We start from the raw sequence: 19,103 nt of genomic DNA, 5'->3' as shown, positions 1-19,103 counted from the left end.
CTTTATAAATTTTTCTTATTGTCTCCTGGTGTATAATCCATGAAAATTCCGCCATCAAGGTTTACCGATTTTACCTTTTTGGTAATAGGAATAGTAAGCATCATTTGCTTTTGATCTTTTTCCCAAACTGAAGGTGAAAAGTGAAGCTTTTCCGTTGTTTCGTCTTCATAACTGATTTCTGCCTCAAAAGGAATAGCAAAACCACCAATGTTATCAATATTTACCGTTAAAAGATCATTCATCTGGCTGGCCGCGGCAACCTTCAGATCAATATAATTATTCGTGTAAAACCAGTTGTTGAAGAACCAGTTGAGGTTTTTTCCGGAACCGGTGCTCATAGAATAAAAATAATCCCACGGGATAGGATGTTTCCCGTTCCAGTTATTCATATAATGATGCAGAGCTTTTTTAAACAATTCATCTCCCAAATAATCCTTTAGCGCAAGATAAGACAAAGATGATTTTACGTAAGAATTATTTCCGTACCCCGCACCGCTAACCTGGGTGCTCATGGTAATGATGGGCTGATCCTGCTCTGTGGAAGGATCATTGATCCATTTTTTCACCCTGAAATTTTTGTAAAATTCTTTAGCCTTCGCTTCGCCATTTTCATCAATTCCGATGAGGTATTCGAGGGTTGTTGCCCAGCCTTCATCCATGAAAGCATATCTTGTTTCATTAATTCCCATGTAGAAAGGAAAATACGTATGTGCAATTTCGTGATCTGCCGTTAATCTTGCATCCTGGAAATCATCAGGAATACTGGTGTCGTTAATCATCATTGGATATTCCATATCGGCATACCCCTGGATGGCAGTCATAACAATATAAGGATATTCCACACCGGGCCATTTTTTGGAAAACCAGTCCAGGTTGTAGCGCATCCATTCCACGTAATGTTCAAAATCTTTGGCTTCGGGTCCATAAGCCGCCTGAACACTGGCTCTTTTCGTTTTCAGCTGAACGCTTGAAGCATCCCACGCATAATGATTACTTAGCGCAAAACAGAAATCGGTAATATGATTTGCTTTAAATTTCCATACATTCCATTTGTTCTGCTTGGTTACTTTTCCGGATTTCATTTCTTCTTTCGTCGCCACATGAATTATCCTGTCGCTTTTTAAAGAATTCCGGTACCTCTTTACATATTCAGACTGAAGAACAGCTTCAGGGTTCAGGAAATCTCCGGTAGCCCAGACTACATAATTTTTGGGTGCGGTGATGGCAAAACTGTAATCATTAAAATCATTATAAAACTCCTGCCTGTCGGAATGTGGCACCATGTCCCATCCATTATAATCGTCATATACGGATATTCTCGGGAAAGAATACGCCACATAAAAAGTTTCAGGATCAATCTGCCCCTCTCTTCCGCTTTGTACAGATAACGGGTATTCCCATTCGATCTTTATTTCCGCTTTAGCTTTAGATTTTAAAACGGATTTTAACTTTACTTTTTCAACAGTTTCCCAATCGTCACTGTTGATCGCATATTTCTCACCATTTACAATTAGTGATTTAATATGCAGTCCTGATGTTAAAAAATCTTTGGAAACAAATCCCGATCTCGGAGCCTGGGGTTTATGTAAATTATTGACAAAACGTATGGCAAGTTCAGAAAGATTGTCGGGGCTATTGTTGCTGTAAAGAATGGTTTCTCTTCCGGAAACGGTTTTCGCATTGGCATCTATTTTAACCTCTACATTATATATTCCTTTATTTTGCCAGTAATTTTTTCCCGGTGAGCCGGATAAGTCACGAGTGCCATTTTCGTACGCTTTTTTGATATTTCTCGGCATATACAATTCCTGCGCAGAAAATTGCCATGAAACAAGAAGCAACAGTCCCAAAACTAATCTTTTCATTGTAATATTTTTATAATCAGTTTAATTTAACATAAATTTTTAAAATGGTAAAAAAGTATTTTCTGTTTTGTATTTAATTCAATGCAGATAAGTTCTACCATTATTAAAATCACGCTCACTACAGAATGTAATTAGGATGCAAAGATACGTTAATTTACTCCTTATAGAACAGTGTAATAAGCCTACTAAGCAGAATTTTAGCCTGAATTATAGCTCTTTTTTTAGATTGAATAATTTCGTATGATGAAAATCATAAAAATTTGGCAGAAACAAAAAATCTTTTTACATTTACACCTAACAAGTGTTAGTTAGTTATTTGGTTTTTCGGCTGTCTATATTTGGTATTGATGTGGAAGGTTAATTCTGAATACCGCTAAAATTAATGCTCAGGACAGTTGCATAAATGTGAAGGCGGAAATTAATAGAATATTAAAAACAAAATGAATTCATTTTATAAATTAAAAACGGTAAAAGTTCAGAAAGATACCAACGATGCGGTAAATGTGGCCGTTGAAATTCCCGAAGAGCTGAAGGATAAATTCAGGTTCAAGCAGGGACAGTATCTGAATTTCCGGATGATGATCAACGGAAATGAGGAGAGACGTTCTTACTCTATCTGCAATGCACCCAGCGAAAAAAGCAACACCCTGGAAGTCTTGGTTAAGCTTTTAGAAGGCGGGAAAGTTTCAGGCTATTTCAACGAACATCTTCACATGGATGAAGAGCTTGAAGTGATGCCTCCGATGGGTGGGTTTAATACAACCTATCACCCAACCAATGTAAAAACGTACATCGGCCTTGCCGCAGGAAGCGGAATTTCTCCGGTTTTATCGAATATTAAAGAAAGTCTTTATCAGGAGCCACTTTCGAATGCTTATCTTTTTTACAGCAACAGAAGCATGAATCATATTATGAAAAAGGCTGAAATTGATAAGCTGGTAGAGCAGTTCAACGGAAGGCTGAAAGTAATTTATATGGTGAGCCGCGAAAAGCATGAAGATCAGTTGTTTGAAGGAAGAATCTGTCCGGATAAACTGGAGCAGCTTTTTGAAAGATACCCTGAAATCGATGTCAAAGAATCAACCTACTTTATCTGTGGGCCTTCCGAAATGATAAAAAGTGTTGCCGATTATTTAAAGAAAGATAAAAAAGTACCGGCTATCCAGGTTTTATTTGAATATTTCACCGCTCCCGATGAAGAAAATACAGAGGAAATGAGCGATGAATTCAAAGCCATTGCCAACATCGAAAGCATGGTAACCGTAATCATTGATGATGATGAATATTCTTTCCACCTGAATTCAAAAAAAGAGAGTATCTTAGATAAAGCATTAAAAGACAATCTTCCCGTTCCTTTTGCTTGCAAAGGAGGAGTTTGTTGTACGTGTAAAGCCGAAGTTTTGGAAGGTGAAGTTTTCATGGAAAAAAACTATGCGCTTAACGAAGAAGAAGTAGCCAGAGGTTACGTTCTTACCTGCCAGTGTCACCCGACAACCAATGTGGTGATGCTTAATTATGACGTATAATTAATGTAACAATGTAATAATTTACCAATGTAAAATGATAAGATTTCACTCTAAAACTTTGTGGACTTGGCTAAGTGAAACGCCTTAGCGAACTTAAAAACAGTTAGTAGTAAAAGAAATCTTGGCGAGCTTTGCGTTAAAATTTACCTTCATTTTAAATATTACAAGATGGAAATAGATATTGAAAAATTTGTACAATACGTACACGACGAAAATAAAGTTGAACCAAAAGATGTAATGCCTGATGATTACAGAAAACTATTGGTTCGTCAGATTTCACAGCACGCCCATTCTGAAATTGTAGGCATGCTGCCTGAAGCCAACTGGATTTCCAGAGCACCTTCATTAAGGAGAAAAATGGCGCTTTTGGCAAAAGTTCAGGATGAGGCTGGACACGGTTTATACCTGTATTCTGCAACGGAAACATTAGGGGACGGAACCGTGAGAGCCGACAGAGATGCAACCTACGAAGATATGCTTTCAGGAAAAGCGAAATATTCAAGTATTTTTAATTATCCTACGCTGAGCTGGGCAGATATTGGTGCAATCGGTTGGCTGGTTGATGGTGCAGCAATCATGAATCAGGTCATGTTGATGGGAAATTCTTACGGCCCTTATTCAAGAGCGATGGTGAAAATCTGTAAAGAAGAATCTTTCCACCAGAGACAGGGTTATGAAATTCTGATGGCGCTGTGTCGGGGTACAAAACAGCAGAAGGAAATGGCTCAGGCTTCCTTAAACCGCTTCTGGTGGCCGGCTTTAATGATGTTCGGACCGAATGACGACAGTTCGCCAAACTCTAAAATATCCATGAATTACCGAGTAAAAAGAGAAAGCAACGACAGTCTTCGTCAGAGATTTGTTGACGTTACTGTTGCCCAGGCAGAATTCTTAGGATTAACCATTCCTGATCCGGATTTGAAATGGAATAAAGAAAGACAGCACTACGATTTCGGACAACTTCCATGGGATGAATTCATGGAAATCTTAAAAGGAAACGGACCGTGCAATAAAAAGCGCATCGAAACCAAAAGAAAAGCGCAGAGAGAGAACGCTTGGGTAAAAGAAGCAGCAGCAGCTTTCGCAGAAAAACAGGAAAAAATTTCAATATAACAATATACCATTGTAGAAATGTAGCAATTCTATTGTCATTCTGAGCAAAGCGAAGAATCTCATTGTTAAACTGTTACATTAATACATTGTTAAATTAATTTGACTATGGCAAATTTAGATATGTGGGAAGTGTTTATTCAGACTAAACCGGGATTGTCCCACAAACACGTTGGAGTAGTACAGGCACCTACAGCAGAAATGGCTTTGCAGAACGCAAGAGACGTTTATACCAGAAGAAAAGAAGGGACTTCGGTTTGGGTGGTTCCGAGTAAATACATCGTGACTTCGGAAGGAGTGGATAAAGAAGCATTTTTTGATCCGGCTGATGACAAACTATACCGTCACCCTACGTTCTACGAGATCCCGAACGATGTTAAAAATATGTAATTAAGACTTTGAAAATAAGAGACGAATAGATAAAAGGTTTTAAAATCTATTTTCTATAAGTCTATCATCTATTTGTCTTTAAATTGATTGAACAATGAACCCATTATACAATTATTTATTAAAACTCGCAGACGACAGCTTCATCATGGGGCAGCGTTTGTCTGCGTGGTGCGGTGAAGGTCCTTATCTGGAGGAAGATATTGCATTAACCAATATTGCGTTGGATGAGCTTGGTCAGGCCAATAACTTTTATGTTTACGCTTCAAGATTATTAGACGACGGAAAATCTGAAGATGATATTGCTTTTTTAAGATATGAACACGAATATGTAAATGCACACTGGGTAGAACTTCCGAACGAAGATTATGCGCAGACAATTTTGAAAGTGTATGTTTTCGCGGTGTATCAGAAACTGATGTATGAAGCATTGTCAAATTCTGCAAATGAAGAGCTTTCTGCTATTGCTCAAAAGTCTTTAAAAGAAGTAAGATATCACTATACTCATTCTGCTTCCTGGATGAAAATTTTCGCTCAGGGAACAGAAGAAAGTAGGACCCGACTGGTAAAAGGCATTGAAAATATCTGGGAATACACCAAAGGTTTATTTGCAAAAGCTGAGGGTGAAGATGATTTGGTGGCTTTAAATATTGCTTCGAATACAGATGCGCTTTACGAAGAATTCTTAGTAATCACTCAGAAAGACTTTGCAGACTTCGGGTTGGAATATCCATCCAATCCTTTCATGCAGCCAAAATCAAGAACAGGTTACCACACAGAATATTTCGGATATATCCTTTGTGAATTGCAGTATATGCAGAGAGCATATCCGGGTTGCACGTGGTAGACATACAAACCTAACAGGTTTTTAAAACCTGTTAGGTTTAAAATAACGAACGAGCATAACAATTTTGCAGTCTACTTATTTGTCGCATTTGCTAAGTAGAACGCCTTTGCAAACTTCAAAACAGTTAGTAGTCAAAAAAACTTAGTGCACTTTGCGTTTTAAAAAAAATCAGATAGAAGAAGATTGAAAAATCCTTTAGACATATTAGAAATGGTTCCCGATCCGGAAATTCCGGTCATTAATATCGTGGAATTAGGCATTGTAAGAGAAGCAAAAGTTACCGGCGAAAATTCTTGTGAAGTAACCATTACGCCTACTTATTCAGCCTGTCCCGCCATGTTTACCATCGAGGAAGACATCATCAAGATCATGAAGGAAAACGGGTGGGAGGCAAAAGTAGTCACCAAAATGTTTCCGATCTGGACAACAGACTGGCTCACGGATGAAGCGAGAGAAAAACTCCGGGTGTACGGAATTACCCCTCCCGAAAAAGGAGCCGATGAGCATCATATCGGGAAACCGAAAAAATGTCCTCGTTGCGACTCTGAAAATACCAGACAGATCAGCAGGTTCGGATCTACGTTATGCAAAGCTTCGTATCAATGCTTAGATTGTTTAGAGCCTTTTGATTATTTTAAATGCCATTAATCAATTTGAAAATGTGTAAATTTGAGAATGAGTTAATTAATAGAAATTGCTTAAAAAATATCTTCAAATTATATAATTTTCAAATTAAAAAATTAATACTATGTATACACAACTCGATATTGAGTCGCATTTTGACGGAAAGCTAAAAATTGCTTACCTCAATCAGCCGGATACCATGAACGCGCTTACAAAGCCGTCTTTATCAGATCTGAAAGATTTTGTAAAAGAATGCAGTGAAGATCCTGCGGTAAGATGTGTGGCAATTTCCGGAAGAGGAAGAGCTTTTTGTTCCGGTCAGAACTTGGATGATGCTTTTGTTCAGGGCAATGAACATCATGACAACGATATCATCAGAAAAATTGTAACAGATTATTACAATCCTTTGGTGATGGAAATTACCCATTGCAAAAAACCGGTTGTTGCATTGGTAAATGGTCCTGCAGTTGGAGCCGGGGCGATGTTGGCGTTGATCTGCGATTTTGTTCTGGCAAATGAAAAAGCTTATTTTGCTCAGGCCTTCTCCAATATCGGATTGATTCCTGATACGGGTGGAACCTACTTTTTACCAAAATTACTGGGAAGACAATTAGCCAATTATTTAGCATTTACCGGAAAAAAATTATCTGCGGAAGAATCAAAATCATATGGTTTGGTTGCTGAGGTTTTCACTGAAGAAGAATTCAATTCAAAATCAATGGAAATTTTAGAAAGAGTATCCAATATGCCTACTGTTGGTTTAAAATTAACCAAAAAGGCATTTGCGCATTCTTACGATAATACGTTGAAGCAACAGTTGGAATTAGAAGGCGATCTGCAACAGAAAGCCGCAGAAACAGAAGATTTTAAAGAAGGAGTAAGTGCCTTTTTACAGAAAAGAAAACCTGAATATAAAGGAAAATAATTAATTTGGAAATGTGTTAATTTGAGAATTTGAAAATGAGAAATGATAAAGAGAATATTATTGTAAATAAGACTTTTGATTTTGCTTTAGACATCATTGAATTTTCAGAAGATTTGTATGAAGCTAAAAGATTTCCTTTAGCAAATCAGATTTTCAAAGCCGGAACTTCGATTGGAACCAATGTTAGAGAAGCTCAAAATGCAGAAAGCAAAGCAGATTTATCCATAAATTAAAGATTGCTGCTAAAGAGGCCGATGAAACAGAATATTGGCTTTTGCTGTGTTTAAAATCTCCATATTTGCGATCCCCCAACGAAAAACTAATGTCAGGTTAAAAGAAATTTTATTAATTCTATCTAAAATTATTTCAAGTTCGAAGATCAAATAAATTTCAAATTAACTCATTTCCAAATTTTCAAATTAAAAATATGAATGTAGGAATTATCGGTGCCGGAACCATGGGAATCGGCATTGCACAAGTAGCCGCAACAAACGGATGCAAAGTCTGGATTTATGACGCCAACGCAAAACAGGTAGAAACGGCAACCGTAGGTTTGGAAAAAACATTGACTAAACTGGTTGATAAACAGAAAATTTCATCAGAAAAAATGACTGAAATTTTAGCCAATATTTCCATTGCTGCAGAATTAAAAGACTTCAAAGATTGTGAATTGATTATTGAAGCCATCATCGAAAACAAAGAAATTAAGACCAAAGTTTTCACAGAATTGGAGAAACACGTTTCAGAAAGCTGTGTGATTGGTTCCAATACATCATCCATTTCCATCACCTCACTTGGTGCGGAATTACAGAAACCGGAGCGTTTCATCGGAATTCATTTCTTCAATCCGGCTCCGCTGATGCCTTTAGTTGAGGTTATTCCATCCTTATTAACAGAAAAATCTTTAGCGGAAAAAATCTATAATCTGATGAAAGACTGGGGGAAAACTCCGGTTATTGCAAAAGATATTCCCGGATTTATCGTCAACAGAATTGCGCGTCCTTATTACGGTGAAGCGTTAAGAATTGTTGAGGAAAACATCGCAACGGTAGAACAGGTTGATGATGCCATGAAAACGTTAGGTAACTTTAAAATGGGACCTTTTGAATTAATGGATCTGATAGGAGTTGACGTGAATTTCTCGGTAACCAAAACCGTGTACAACGAATATTTCTACGATCCGAAATACAAACCGTCTCTTCTTCAGCAAAGAATGTCGGAGGCAAAGCTTCACGGCAGAAAAACAGGAAAAGGGTTTTACGATTATTCGGAAGGAGCTGTTAAAGCAGAGCCTGTGAAGGATGATGCGCTTTATCAGAAAATATTCATGAGAATTATTTCTATGCTGATTAACGAAGCCGTAGAAGCAAAAAGATTAGGCGTGGCGAATGACGAAGATATCGAACTGGCAATGCAAAAAGGAGTAAATTATCCCAAAGGTTTATTAGCATTGGGAAAAGAAATAGGATATGCTAAAATCTCCGAAACGTTGCAGGATCTTTACGAAGAATATCAGGAAGAAAGATATAGACAAAGCCCGTTGTTGAGAAAGTTCATTTAAATATGAAACATAAAACTCTTAGAATAGATTTATTATCTGATTGGCAAAAGCATTTTGCTTTTGGATTAGGAGAGGTCATACTAAGCGAAAAAGATAGTGATGAAAATATTATTACTGAATTAGTTTTAGCTACAAATGCTTTTGATTTAATAATGAACTTAGATAATGACTTTTTGCATCATTCTTCGGAAAGTACGGTTTATAGATACAACTATTCAAGAGTGTATGATATGATTGGCTGGGCTTCTGAAAAAGAAGAACAAATTATCGATATCATAGAATTTTATGATTATCTCATTAATAATGAGAACCAAGTTGATATTAAATTGTTTGGAAAAGAATATTATGAGATAATAAATATTTGCAAATCAGTAATGGAAAATGAAAATAAACTTTACCTTACTGCTGACAATTATTAAATAAATTTTATGAATATTGATGACTTCAGAGCTGAACTGGAAACAAGGCTTATCATTGAAAAGGAATACATCAGTCAGGAACTTTCCTCGATTGATAATTATCAGGAAAGACTTGAATTATTAGGGAAATTCAATGAAAAATATAAAGAGCTGATTAGAAGAATTGCCAATGAAGAAGGAGTAGATTTAAATGCTTCTTATCCGGCGGAAAATCTTTCATACAATCAGATTATTCTTGGCAAAACCATGAGTATTTATGACCGCCTGGCTGATGAATTATATGAAAAAATAACAACCCTACATTAAAAATGAATCCGAGACAGGTTGCAGAATATATGTTCGATCAGGATTATTTTTCCCAATGGATGAATATCAAACTGATTGAAGTTAAAGAAAATTATTGTTTAATCGAAATGCCCATTAAAAAAGAAATGATTAACGGGCTGAAAACGGTTCATGGAGGAATTACGTTTGCTTTTGCAGATTCGGCGCTGGCGTTTTCGTCGAACAACTCCGGAGATGCTGCCGTTGCATTGAACTGTATCATCAATTTTACCAAAGCAGGAAAAGAAGGCGATGTTTTCAGGGCAGAAAGCATTTTGGTAAATGACACAAGAAAAACGGCTGTTTACGATATAAAAATTACCAATCAAAATGATGATTTGATTGCAAAATTTGTCGGAACAGTTTATAAAATAGGAAAAAAAGTAACAGAATTATAAATTTGGAAATTTGAGAATGAAGCAATTTGAAAATTATTTTTTACTGCTTTTTTTCATTTTCAAATTTTCAAATTAACACATTTTCAAATTAAATCATGAACAACGTATACATCATAGATTACATAAGAACCCCAATTTCGAAATTGAGCGGAGGTCTTTCAGAAGTAAGAGCCGACGATTTGGCTGCCATCGTCATTAAAGAAATCGTGTCAAGAAACCCTGGAATTCCTGTTGAGGAAATTGAGGACGTTATTTTCGGATGCGCCAATCAGGCGGGTGAAGACAACAGAAACGTAGCCAGAATGGGACTTTTACTAGCTGGACTTCCCTATAAAATCGGAGGAGAAACGGTGAATAGATTGTGTGCTTCCGGAATGTCGGCGGTGGCCAATGCTTTCCGTTCCATTGCCTCAGGAGAAGGAGAAATTTACATTGCCGGTGGAGTAGAGCATATGACACGTTCGCCTTATGTAATGTCGAAGCCAAGCACAGCTTTCGGGAGAGACAGCCAAATGTTTGATACCACTTTCGGGTGGAGATTTATCAATCCTAAAATGAAAGAAATGTATGGTGTTGACGGAATGGGTGAAACTGCTGAAAATTTAGCGGATATGCATAACATCAGCCGTGAAGATCAGGACAGATTTGCGCTTTGGTCACAGCAGAAAGCCACCAAAGCTCAGGAAAGCGGAAGACTGGCGGAAGAAATCGTAAAAGTTGAAATTCCTCAGAAAAAAGGCGAACCGAAAATTTTTGATACAGACGAATTCATTAAGCCGACTTCCTCCATGGAAGGATTGGGAAAACTTCGTCCGGCTTTCAGAAAAGAAGGAACGGTAACCGCAGGAAATGCTTCCGGAATGAATGACGGTGCAGCAGCATTAATTTTAGCAAGCGAAGAAGCGGTACAAAAATACGGGCTTCAGCCGATCGCTAAAATATTAGGTTCTGCAGTAGCTGGCGTGGAACCGAGAATCATGGGAATCGGACCTGTAGAAGCAAGTCAGAAAGTATTAAAAAGACTCAATCTTTCATTAGATGATATGGATATTATCGAATTGAATGAGGCGTTCGCTGCCCAGGCTTTAGCTGTAACAAGAACCTTAGGTTTAAAAGATGACGATTCAAGAGTAAATCCAAACGGAGGAGCTATTGCCATCGGTCATCCACTCGGAGTTTCCGGAGCCAGAATCGTGGGTTCTGCGGCAATGGAACTTCAAAAACAAAATAAAAAGTACGCCTTGTGTACGCTTTGTATCGGTGTCGGACAAGGGTATGCGATGGTGATTGAAAAAGTATAATCAATTTGAAAATGCGTTAATTTGAGAATTTGAAAATGTTTAAAGACTTCAATTTTTAAAATTAGCTTGTTAAATTAGCATTTAGCTTTTGCTGAGTAAAACGTCTTTGCGAACAAAAAAATCTGCATAAAAATTTTGTGGATTTTGCGTTAAAAATAACTTTCAGATTAACTCATTCTCAAATTCTCAAATTAAAATTATGAATATCTACTCATATCACGGGATTCGTCCTATTATCAAACCTTCCGCATACATTCACCCACAAGCGGTGATCATAGGCAATGTAGAAATAGGCGAAGAAGTGTATGTTGGTCCCAATGCGGTGATTCGTGGCGACTGGGGTAAAATCATCGTCAAAGACGGGGCAAATGTTCAGGAAAATTGTACCCTGCATGTATTCCCGGGAATTGAAACTGTTTTGGAAGAATCTGCACACATCGGTCATGGCGCAATTATTCATTCCGGACATATAGGAAAAAACTGTCTGGTCGGAATGAATGCTGTTGTTATGGATAAAGCTGTTATCGGTGATGAATGTATCATCGGAGCATTAGCTTTTGTTCCGGCAAACTTCAGATGTGATGCAAGAAAATTAATTGTCGGAAGTCCCGCAAAAATCATTCGTGATGTTTCCGATGAAATGATCAAATGGAAAACAGAAGGAACAAAACTGTATCAGGAATTGGCAAGAGAAGGTAAAGACGCAATTTTACCTTGTGAACCTTTCACCGAATATGTTCAGCAGACTCCTACGAAAGTGGTGGATTACGGCATTTGGGATGATATAAAATAACTTATTGAAAAAGATCTATAAAGCCAAACCTAACGGGTTTTCAAAACCCGTTAGGTTTCCATAGAGATTAACTTTTAACATAGGTAAAATGATTAATACAGAAAATTTTGAATTTGATTCTGTCTATCATATTTTTTCTCATGTAAACGGGAAAGAATTAATTTTCCGTGAAGAAACAAACTATCATTTTTTTCTGAAGCAATTAGACAAATATATTCTCCCGGTTGCAGACATTTATTCATACTCCCTATTGCCTAATCATTTTCACTTGTTATTAAGATTTAAAAATATTGATGATGTAGATATAGAATCCGAACACCAATATTTGATGAAGAACTTTGGTAATTTTCTAAATTCTTACGCCAAAGCATTTAATAAAAAATATAATCGAAAAGGCGCACTATTTTTTAATGCTATCAAAAGAAAGAAAATAACAGATGAAAAATATTTGTTGAAAATTTTGCATTACATTCATAATAATGCCGTGAATCATGGATTTGTAAATGAAATTAATGAATGGAAGCATTCTTCATATAAATCATATTTAAATCCTGAAAAAGAAAGTAAATTGAATAGAACAGAAATCATGCAGTATTTTGATTCATTGGAAATTTTTAAAAATTATCATTACTCTAATATTGAATATGACTTTTTAAACCTCAAGTAATTTGTAAATCAAACCTAACGGGTTTTCAAAACCCGTTAGGTTTTGCTATAAATAAAAAATTAAAACTATATGGAAAAACTAAAAAATTATATCTACGGCGAATGGATCGAAGGAAACGGAAACGGAATTCCTTTATATAACGCTGTTAATGGAGAGCAGGTTGCTGTTTCCGACACAGAAGGCCTGGATTTTGAGCAGGCGCTGGATTACGGAAGAACAGTAGGCTACAAGAACCTTTCATCCATGACGTTCTACGATCGTGGTGAAATGTTGAAAAAAGTAGCGCTTTACCTTTTGGAAAGAAAGAAAAAATATTACGAATTATCATATAAGACAGGAGCAACCCATGTAGATTCCTGGGTAGATATTGAAGGAGGTTTCGGTACATTCTTCACCTATTCCGGATTGGCGAAGAGGATGCTTCCGAATACACCGTTTTGGGTAGATGGCGATACGCAGAAAATTTCGGCCAACGGAACTTTTTTAGGAACTCACATTTTAACGCCAAGTGAAGGTGTTTCTATTCAGATTAATGCCTACAACTTTCCGGTTTGGGGAATGTTGGAGAAATTATCCACCTCTTTATTGGCAGGTGTTTCGTCAATCGTGAAACCGTCTCCGTTTGGTTCATATTTAACGAATGCCGTTTTTCAGGATATGATTGAAAGCGGTTTGCTTCCTGAAGGAGCGGTCCAGTTAGTTTGTGGCGAGCCGGGAAATATTCTGGATTACGTTCAGGATGGAGATTCTGTACTGTTCACTGGTTCTTCAACGACAGGAAGAAAATTAAAATCTTTACCTTCAATTGCAGGGAATGCCGTTCGTTTTAACATGGAAGCTGATTCTTTGAACTGCTCCATTCTTGGGTTGGATGCAAAGCCCGGAACACCAGAGTTCGATCTGTTCATCAAGGAAGTACGTAATGAAATGACTACGAAAGCCGGGCAAAAATGTACGGCAATCCGTAGAATCATCGTTCCAGAAAACTTAATTGGAGACGTTCAGAATGCTTTGTCTAAAGCTTTAGACCAGACAAAAATTGGAAATCCGTTAAGCAGGGAAACAAGAATGGGTTCTCTGGTAGGAAAGCAGCAGTATGAAGAAGTTGTAAGAAAAATCAACTTATTAAAAGCAGAAACTGAGTTGATTTATGACGGAAAACACGAGCTGGTAGATGCCGATTATGAAAACGGAGCTTTTATGAGCCCGAAATTATTCTTAAATGATAAGCCTTTTGAAAAAAATATCTCTCACGATGTCGAAGCTTTCGGTCCGGTTTCTACCTTAATGCCTTACAAAGAAGCCGAAGAAGCGGCTGCGTTGGCAAAAAGAGGAAAAGGAAGTCTGGTGGGTTCCATTGTTTCTTACGATAATAATTTCGTAGCTGAAACTTCGTGGAAAATGGCTTCACAGCACGGAAGGATCTTTGTTTTGAACAGAGACAGCGCGAAAGAAAGCACAGGTCACGGTTCTCCGCTTCCTACTTTAATGCACGGAGGTCCCGGAAGAGCGGGAGGAGGAGAGGAGATGGGCGGACTGAACGGTCTTCATTTCTTCCTTCAGAAAACGGCAATTCAGGGTTCACCGGATATTTTAACGGCCATTACGAAAATTTATCAGCAGGGCGCTGAGAAAAAATATTCAGACAAGCATCCATTCCAGAAATATTTTGAAGAAGTTGAGGTGGGAGATGCTCTGGAAACAGCAGGAAGAACGGTTACCGATGCAGATATTGTGAATTTCTCCAATGTTTCGTGGGATCATTTCTACGCACACACCGATGCCACGAGCTTAACAGGAACTATATTTGATAAAACCGTTGCTCACGGATATTTTATTCTTTCTGCAGCGGCTGGATTATTCGTTTCCGGGAAAAAAGGACCGGTTATTGCGAATTACGGACTGGAAAATTGTTCATTTTTCAAGCCGGTTTACGCAGGAGATACCATTACAGTGTATTTAACGGCGAAAGAAAAAATCAATCGTGGCGTAAAAGGAAGAAACATTCCTTCCGGAGTGGTGAAATGGCTGGTTGAGGTCGTGAATCAAAGAGACGAAATTGTTTGTGTAGCAACAATTTTAACATTGGTAGCGAAACAGTCTCCTTTCATTGATTTAAATCTTAAAAATATTCATAAAGCTTTAAATAGTTTAATGGAATCTACTCAGCCAGGTTGGGGAAAAATGTCACCACAGCAAATGATCGAGCATCTGGAGCACGCTGTCTTGGTAAGTCTTGGCGAACCGGAAGCGGATAAATGCTTCACTCCGGAAGAACAATTGGAAAAATGGCAGGATTCTCTGTACAACCACAGAAAGATGCCGAAAGATTTCCCGGCACCGTTTTTAGCAGAAGATGAAAAGCTTTTAGAGTTAAGACATAAAAACCTGGAAGCAGCCAAACAGTCTTTTATGGATAATCTGAAAAGATTCATCATTTATTATAAAGAAAATCCACAGGCAGAACATATGAATTTCGTGTTCGGAAAGCTGAATAAGGAAATGTGGGAGCTGATGCACAGAAAGCATTTTACTCACCATTTTGAGCAGTTTAATTTAATTTAGCAATATATCAGTTTAGCAGTGTAGCAATTATTTGCTGCACTGTTATATTTTAAATTGTTATTGTTTTACTATGAATACCTTCGCCGAACAAGTTGTTAGCTTTAATCTGAATCTGAGATATGAAGGAAACCTTCCCGATGATTTCCAGGTGCTGAATCCCTATCTTGATAATCCTGAAACACTTTTGGTAATGCAGCAGTTTTATCGCAAATTTTATAATGATTCAAACCAAAGAAAATTTTTAATCGGAATCAATCCAAGTCGTCACGGAGCCGGAGTTACGGGCGTTCCTTTTACAGACACCAAACGTCTGGAAAGCGTTTGCGGCATAAAAATGATTTCTGCTTACACGCATGAAGTTTCGTCTGTATTTGTTTATGATATGATTTCAGAATATGGCGGAGCGGAAGAATTTTACAGGGATATTTACATTAATTCACCTTTTCCGCTGGCGATTGTAAGGAAATCAAAAGGAAGCTGGGTGAATGCCAATTATTATGATGATAAAGCTTTATTTAATGACGTGAAAGATTTTATGATTGATTCTCTAAGAAAACATATCAGCCTTAATCTTGATACTTCTGAAGTCTTTATCATGGGTAAGAAAAATGCCGATTTCATTTCTAAGCTCAATCAGGAAGCTCACCTTTTTGAAAGAATGACGGTGTTAGAGCATCCAAGGTACATCCAGCAGTACAAATCAAAAGAAAAGCAGCTGTATATTGATAAATATATTGTAGCCTTAAAATAACAAATCCCCCGAAAATTCAGAGGATTAATCACACTTATGCATTAGAACCGTCACACACAATGAGTTACTTATCAATAGTTGATTGGTTATTAGTTTTGATGATAAATATCTTATTGTTTGATAATTTTATAAGCTTCTGAAGAAGATTTTACCATATAAACGCCTCTTGGAAGTTCTGTAATGTCTGCCTGGTTTTCCCCTTTTTTAGCTTCAATTGTTTTTACGAGTTGTCCAGCCTCGCTATAGATATCAAATTTTGTATTCTCTGTAGCTTTAATAGTAAGTGGGCCGATTGTTGGGTTTGGGTAAACATTGTTTTCCTTTTTAGAAGTTTTCACATCGTTTGCCGCTAAAACAATTCCCGCATCTTTTACCCATGTAAAGGCATCAAATTTAAGATACTGGAAGTTTCCTCCGGCTGTAATCTGCAATTGGTCGATTACAAGATTGCTGTAATTTTGTCCGTTAAGGTTAGTCATGTCAATTAATGTATAACCGTTAGTAACAGCTGTTGTTCCGTTAAAACCTGTGGTTTTAGTCTGTGTAAACTTCGTTACTCCGGACAATTTTCCTGTAATGGTAATGGTACCTGCAACGCCCAATGTACCGTTTGCCGCAGCTGGAGATACCCAGAATCTGTTTACCTTGAACAGGTTAGAAGTTGTTTTAATACTGAATGATGTTCCTGCAGACTGGTTTCCCGTCCCGGAATTGTCAATGAACCTGTTGTCGATAGAAGTTCCGTTCCATCCTGCAGTAGGATTAGCTCCAGATACCTTATAGCTGTTTACAGCAGACAGGATGTTAAAAATCACTCCGTTATCTGTGAAGCTTGAGCTTCCGTTAGATTCTGTTTCAAAGTGTTCGCTGCTGGTTTGCCCGAATGTAAGCATTGAAACAAATAGACCGCAAAGGGTAGAAAGTAAAGTACTTTTCATAATTTTAAATTAAGGTTGATAATGTATTTTAATTGATAAATATTATTATGATATGATGAGCTGAAAATAAAAGTAAATTATTATATATCACGATGTTGGGAAATTGTAGACGTATAACTCCACTATTTTCATGAATTGTTTATTGATGATTATTAATTTTTATTAAATTTCCTACTCTGTTCAGGCTTTTCGGATTTCGCCATTATATTTAAATATTGTACTTATTCAGAGTTCAAAGTAACAACAATTGCATATTCTTATATAGAGTAAAAATACCAAATTATGTATTACGTAATTCTACGGATAATATGTATATGATAAATATTTGGCAAAAATAAATAAATTATTCATTAGTTTATGTAATGTGGTATCTGTATAACCTCATTTTTATGTTAACGGACAAATCAATAGAATTATAAGTTATTGATAATTAAGAATGATTATTTTCGGTATTAAGATTTTCGTAGATATTTACACAAGTTTTTTCCTTAAAACACTTTGTATTTAGTATTTTTGCTTGTATTCAATTTAAATTAAACATGAACGAATTTGTAGCATCTGAACTTAAAAACAATATTGCCGAAATCACTTTTGGAACCCCGAAAAGCAATTCTCTTCCCGGAGCAATCCTTGAAAAACTGGCACAAACCATTCTTGAAGAAGGTGCAAAAGATGAGGTAAAAGCCATCCTTATTAAAAGTGAAGGCAGCAAAGCATTTTGCGCAGGTGCAAGCTTCGATGAGTTGCTTGAAATTGAAGAACTTGAAAAATCGGAAAAATTTTTCGGAGGTTTTGCCAAGGTTCTGAATGCCATGAGAAACTGCGGTAAAATTATAGTTGTAAGGGTACAGGGGAAAACTACCGGCGGCGGAGTAGGTATTGCCTGCGGAGCAGACTATTGTTTTGCCGTAAAAGATGCTGCTTTGGCTTTAACGGAAATCAATTTGGGAATCGGGCCTTTCGTGATTGGTCCTTATGTGGAAAGAAAAATCGGGAAATCTCAGTTTTCGGCAATGGCTATCGATGCAGATTTCAGATCGGCAGAATGGGCAGAACAGCACAATATTTACCACTCCGTTTCAGAAACCATTGAAGAAATGGATGCGAAACTGGAGAAATTCCTTGAAACATTAGCGTCAAGAAGCAGCGATGCTTTAGCTTTGATCAAAAAAGTTTCCTGGGAAGGAACCGATCATTTTAATGAATTGATGCCGGCAAGAATTCACATGAGCGCCAGCCTGATCCTGGAAGATTCTGCAAAGAAAAATATTGAAGCTATTAAGGAAAGATTGAGAGCGAAATAATTGCCCTTCATATAATAATATTTGCCGCTGGATTCTTCAGCGGTTTTTATATCTAAATCTTTGTACAAAATAATTATAAAAAATATTTTGCAGATTAAAAATAAATAATAACTTTGTAATTCAAAGTTCTTTTTATGGAATCTAAAAACTATCACGAAGACTTATCACACATTCGCTCCATGATGGAGCGTTCTTCCCGGTTTATTTCTTTGAGCGGTTTGTCCGGGGTCGTTGCGGGTTTGGCTGCAATTGCCGGTGCTGTTTATGTATATTTTGTTTTTCAGAGGGAAGGAATTGATTATTTTGACGGAAAGCGAAATGTTTTCGGGCCATCTCTTGTGAAAGAGCTGGTAATGGTTGGCGTGATAATTTTGGTAGTTGCTCTTCTCAGCGGGTATATTTTTACCGCCAATAAAAGTAGAAGGAAAGGGTTAAAAATCTGGGATGCTACTACAAGAAGACTTTTGGTTACTTTTGCAGTTCCTTTGGTAACGGGAGGTTTCTTTTGTCTGGCACTTCTTTATCATCATCTTTTTGTGTTTATTGCTCCGGCAACATTGCTGTTCTACGGACTGGCTCTGGTAAGTGCAGAACGATACACATTAACGGATATAAAATATTTAGGATATTGCCAGATCGTTTTAGGATTGATTTCTTTGTTCTTTTTAGGATGGGGACTGCTGTTCTGGACGATTGGCTTCGGTGCTTTGCATATTGTGTACGGATTGATTATGCATAAGAAGTATAAATGATATACTGATTTTGTCTTTTCAGCTTTGATAACAGAAAAAGTAACAT

Annotated in this window: 19 protein-coding genes and 1 pseudogene; 18 read left to right on the top strand and 2 right to left on the bottom strand. The window is 37.1% G+C overall.

The genetic code is table 11. The features are described from left to right. Positions 1-2: 2 nt before the first annotated feature. Complete coding sequence (locus tag SOP96_RS19235) at positions 3-1,865, bottom strand: M1 family metallopeptidase (protein ID WP_326322492.1); 1,863 nt, start codon at positions 1,863-1,865, stop codon at positions 3-5. Positions 1,866-2,305: 440 nt separating this feature from the next. On the opposite strand from SOP96_RS19235, the gene SOP96_RS19230 reads away from it, so the two are divergent. From SOP96_RS19230 to SOP96_RS19155, 16 genes and pseudogenes are all read left to right on the top strand, one after another. Next, positions 2,306-3,391 (top strand): 2Fe-2S iron-sulfur cluster-binding protein, encoded by a 1,086-nt coding sequence (locus SOP96_RS19230; protein WP_326322491.1) that lies wholly within the window; start codon positions 2,306-2,308, stop codon positions 3,389-3,391. Between the two features lie 174 nt (positions 3,392-3,565). Then, positions 3,566-4,504 (top strand): 1,2-phenylacetyl-CoA epoxidase subunit PaaA, encoded by a 939-nt coding sequence (gene paaA / locus SOP96_RS19225; protein WP_326322509.1) that lies wholly within the window; start codon positions 3,566-3,568, stop codon positions 4,502-4,504. A gap of 105 nt (positions 4,505-4,609) precedes the next feature. After that, positions 4,610-4,891: a 1,2-phenylacetyl-CoA epoxidase subunit PaaB gene (gene paaB / locus SOP96_RS19220; protein ID WP_027373980.1), complete on the top strand. Its 282-nt coding sequence runs from the start codon at positions 4,610-4,612 to the stop codon at positions 4,889-4,891. A 94-nt stretch (positions 4,892-4,985) separates the two neighbouring features. Beyond that, positions 4,986-5,735, top strand: a complete 750-nt coding sequence (paaC, locus tag SOP96_RS19215; protein ID WP_326322490.1) for a 1,2-phenylacetyl-CoA epoxidase subunit PaaC — start codon at positions 4,986-4,988, stop codon at positions 5,733-5,735. Positions 5,736-5,945: 210 nt separating this feature from the next. Continuing rightward, on the top strand, positions 5,946-6,383 hold the full coding sequence (gene paaD / locus SOP96_RS19210; RefSeq protein WP_411911998.1) for a 1,2-phenylacetyl-CoA epoxidase subunit PaaD: 438 nt from the start codon (positions 5,946-5,948) through the stop codon (positions 6,381-6,383). 100 nt (positions 6,384-6,483) lie between these two features. Further along, a complete protein-coding gene (locus SOP96_RS19205; RefSeq protein ID WP_290266145.1) occupies positions 6,484-7,284 on the top strand; it encodes an enoyl-CoA hydratase/isomerase family protein in 801 nt (266 codons plus the stop codon). A 35-nt stretch (positions 7,285-7,319) separates the two neighbouring features. Then, positions 7,320-7,671 (top strand): annotated as a pseudogene (locus SOP96_RS19200) (four helix bundle protein). Positions 7,672-7,711: 40 nt separating this feature from the next. Next, positions 7,712-8,845: a 3-hydroxyacyl-CoA dehydrogenase NAD-binding domain-containing protein gene (locus tag SOP96_RS19195; RefSeq protein ID WP_326322488.1), complete on the top strand. Its 1,134-nt coding sequence runs from the start codon at positions 7,712-7,714 to the stop codon at positions 8,843-8,845. 2 nt (positions 8,846-8,847) lie between these two features. Further along, positions 8,848-9,264 (top strand): hypothetical protein, encoded by a 417-nt coding sequence (locus tag SOP96_RS19190; protein ID WP_326322487.1) that lies wholly within the window; start codon positions 8,848-8,850, stop codon positions 9,262-9,264. Positions 9,265-9,273: 9 nt separating this feature from the next. Next, a complete protein-coding gene (locus SOP96_RS19185; RefSeq protein WP_326322486.1) occupies positions 9,274-9,570 on the top strand; it encodes a hypothetical protein in 297 nt (98 codons plus the stop codon). A gap of 2 nt (positions 9,571-9,572) precedes the next feature. Then, positions 9,573-9,986 (top strand): PaaI family thioesterase, encoded by a 414-nt coding sequence (locus SOP96_RS19180; protein ID WP_326322485.1) that lies wholly within the window; start codon positions 9,573-9,575, stop codon positions 9,984-9,986. Between the two features lie 95 nt (positions 9,987-10,081). Continuing rightward, the gene (pcaF, locus tag SOP96_RS19175) at positions 10,082-11,287 is read left to right on the top strand and encodes a 3-oxoadipyl-CoA thiolase (protein ID WP_326322484.1); all 1,206 of its coding nucleotides are present in this window, start codon (positions 10,082-10,084) and stop codon (positions 11,285-11,287) included. A 199-nt stretch (positions 11,288-11,486) separates the two neighbouring features. Further along, positions 11,487-12,080: an acyltransferase gene (locus SOP96_RS19170; protein ID WP_326322483.1), complete on the top strand. Its 594-nt coding sequence runs from the start codon at positions 11,487-11,489 to the stop codon at positions 12,078-12,080. Between the two features lie 88 nt (positions 12,081-12,168). Beyond that, on the top strand, positions 12,169-12,747 hold the full coding sequence (locus SOP96_RS19165; RefSeq protein WP_326322482.1) for a transposase: 579 nt from the start codon (positions 12,169-12,171) through the stop codon (positions 12,745-12,747). 69 nt (positions 12,748-12,816) lie between these two features. Further along, positions 12,817-15,312 (top strand): phenylacetic acid degradation bifunctional protein PaaZ, encoded by a 2,496-nt coding sequence (paaZ, locus tag SOP96_RS19160; RefSeq protein ID WP_326322481.1) that lies wholly within the window; start codon positions 12,817-12,819, stop codon positions 15,310-15,312. A 70-nt stretch (positions 15,313-15,382) separates the two neighbouring features. Continuing rightward, a complete protein-coding gene (locus SOP96_RS19155; protein WP_326322480.1) occupies positions 15,383-16,063 on the top strand; it encodes an SMUG2 DNA glycosylase family protein in 681 nt (226 codons plus the stop codon). A 110-nt stretch (positions 16,064-16,173) separates the two neighbouring features. Here the strand turns inward: SOP96_RS19155 and SOP96_RS19150 are convergent, their stop codons facing one another. After that, positions 16,174-17,001, bottom strand: coding sequence for a T9SS type A sorting domain-containing protein (locus SOP96_RS19150; RefSeq protein WP_326322479.1), 828 nt, complete (start codon positions 16,999-17,001; stop codon positions 16,174-16,176). 539 nt (positions 17,002-17,540) lie between these two features. Between SOP96_RS19150 and SOP96_RS19145 the strand changes: the two genes are divergently transcribed. Together SOP96_RS19145 and SOP96_RS19140 are read left to right on the top strand one after the other, a co-directional pair. Further along, positions 17,541-18,305 (top strand): enoyl-CoA hydratase/isomerase family protein, encoded by a 765-nt coding sequence (locus tag SOP96_RS19145; RefSeq protein WP_326322478.1) that lies wholly within the window; start codon positions 17,541-17,543, stop codon positions 18,303-18,305. A 134-nt stretch (positions 18,306-18,439) separates the two neighbouring features. Continuing rightward, positions 18,440-19,057, top strand: coding sequence for a hypothetical protein (locus SOP96_RS19140; protein WP_326322477.1), 618 nt, complete (start codon positions 18,440-18,442; stop codon positions 19,055-19,057). Positions 19,058-19,103 lie beyond the last annotated feature (46 nt).

It is taken from the genome of Chryseobacterium salviniae (assembly GCF_035819015.1).
Taxonomy (GTDB): Bacteria; Bacteroidota; Bacteroidia; order Flavobacteriales; family Weeksellaceae; genus Chryseobacterium; species Chryseobacterium salviniae.
This window is presented reverse-complemented; position numbering and strand designations above follow the sequence as displayed.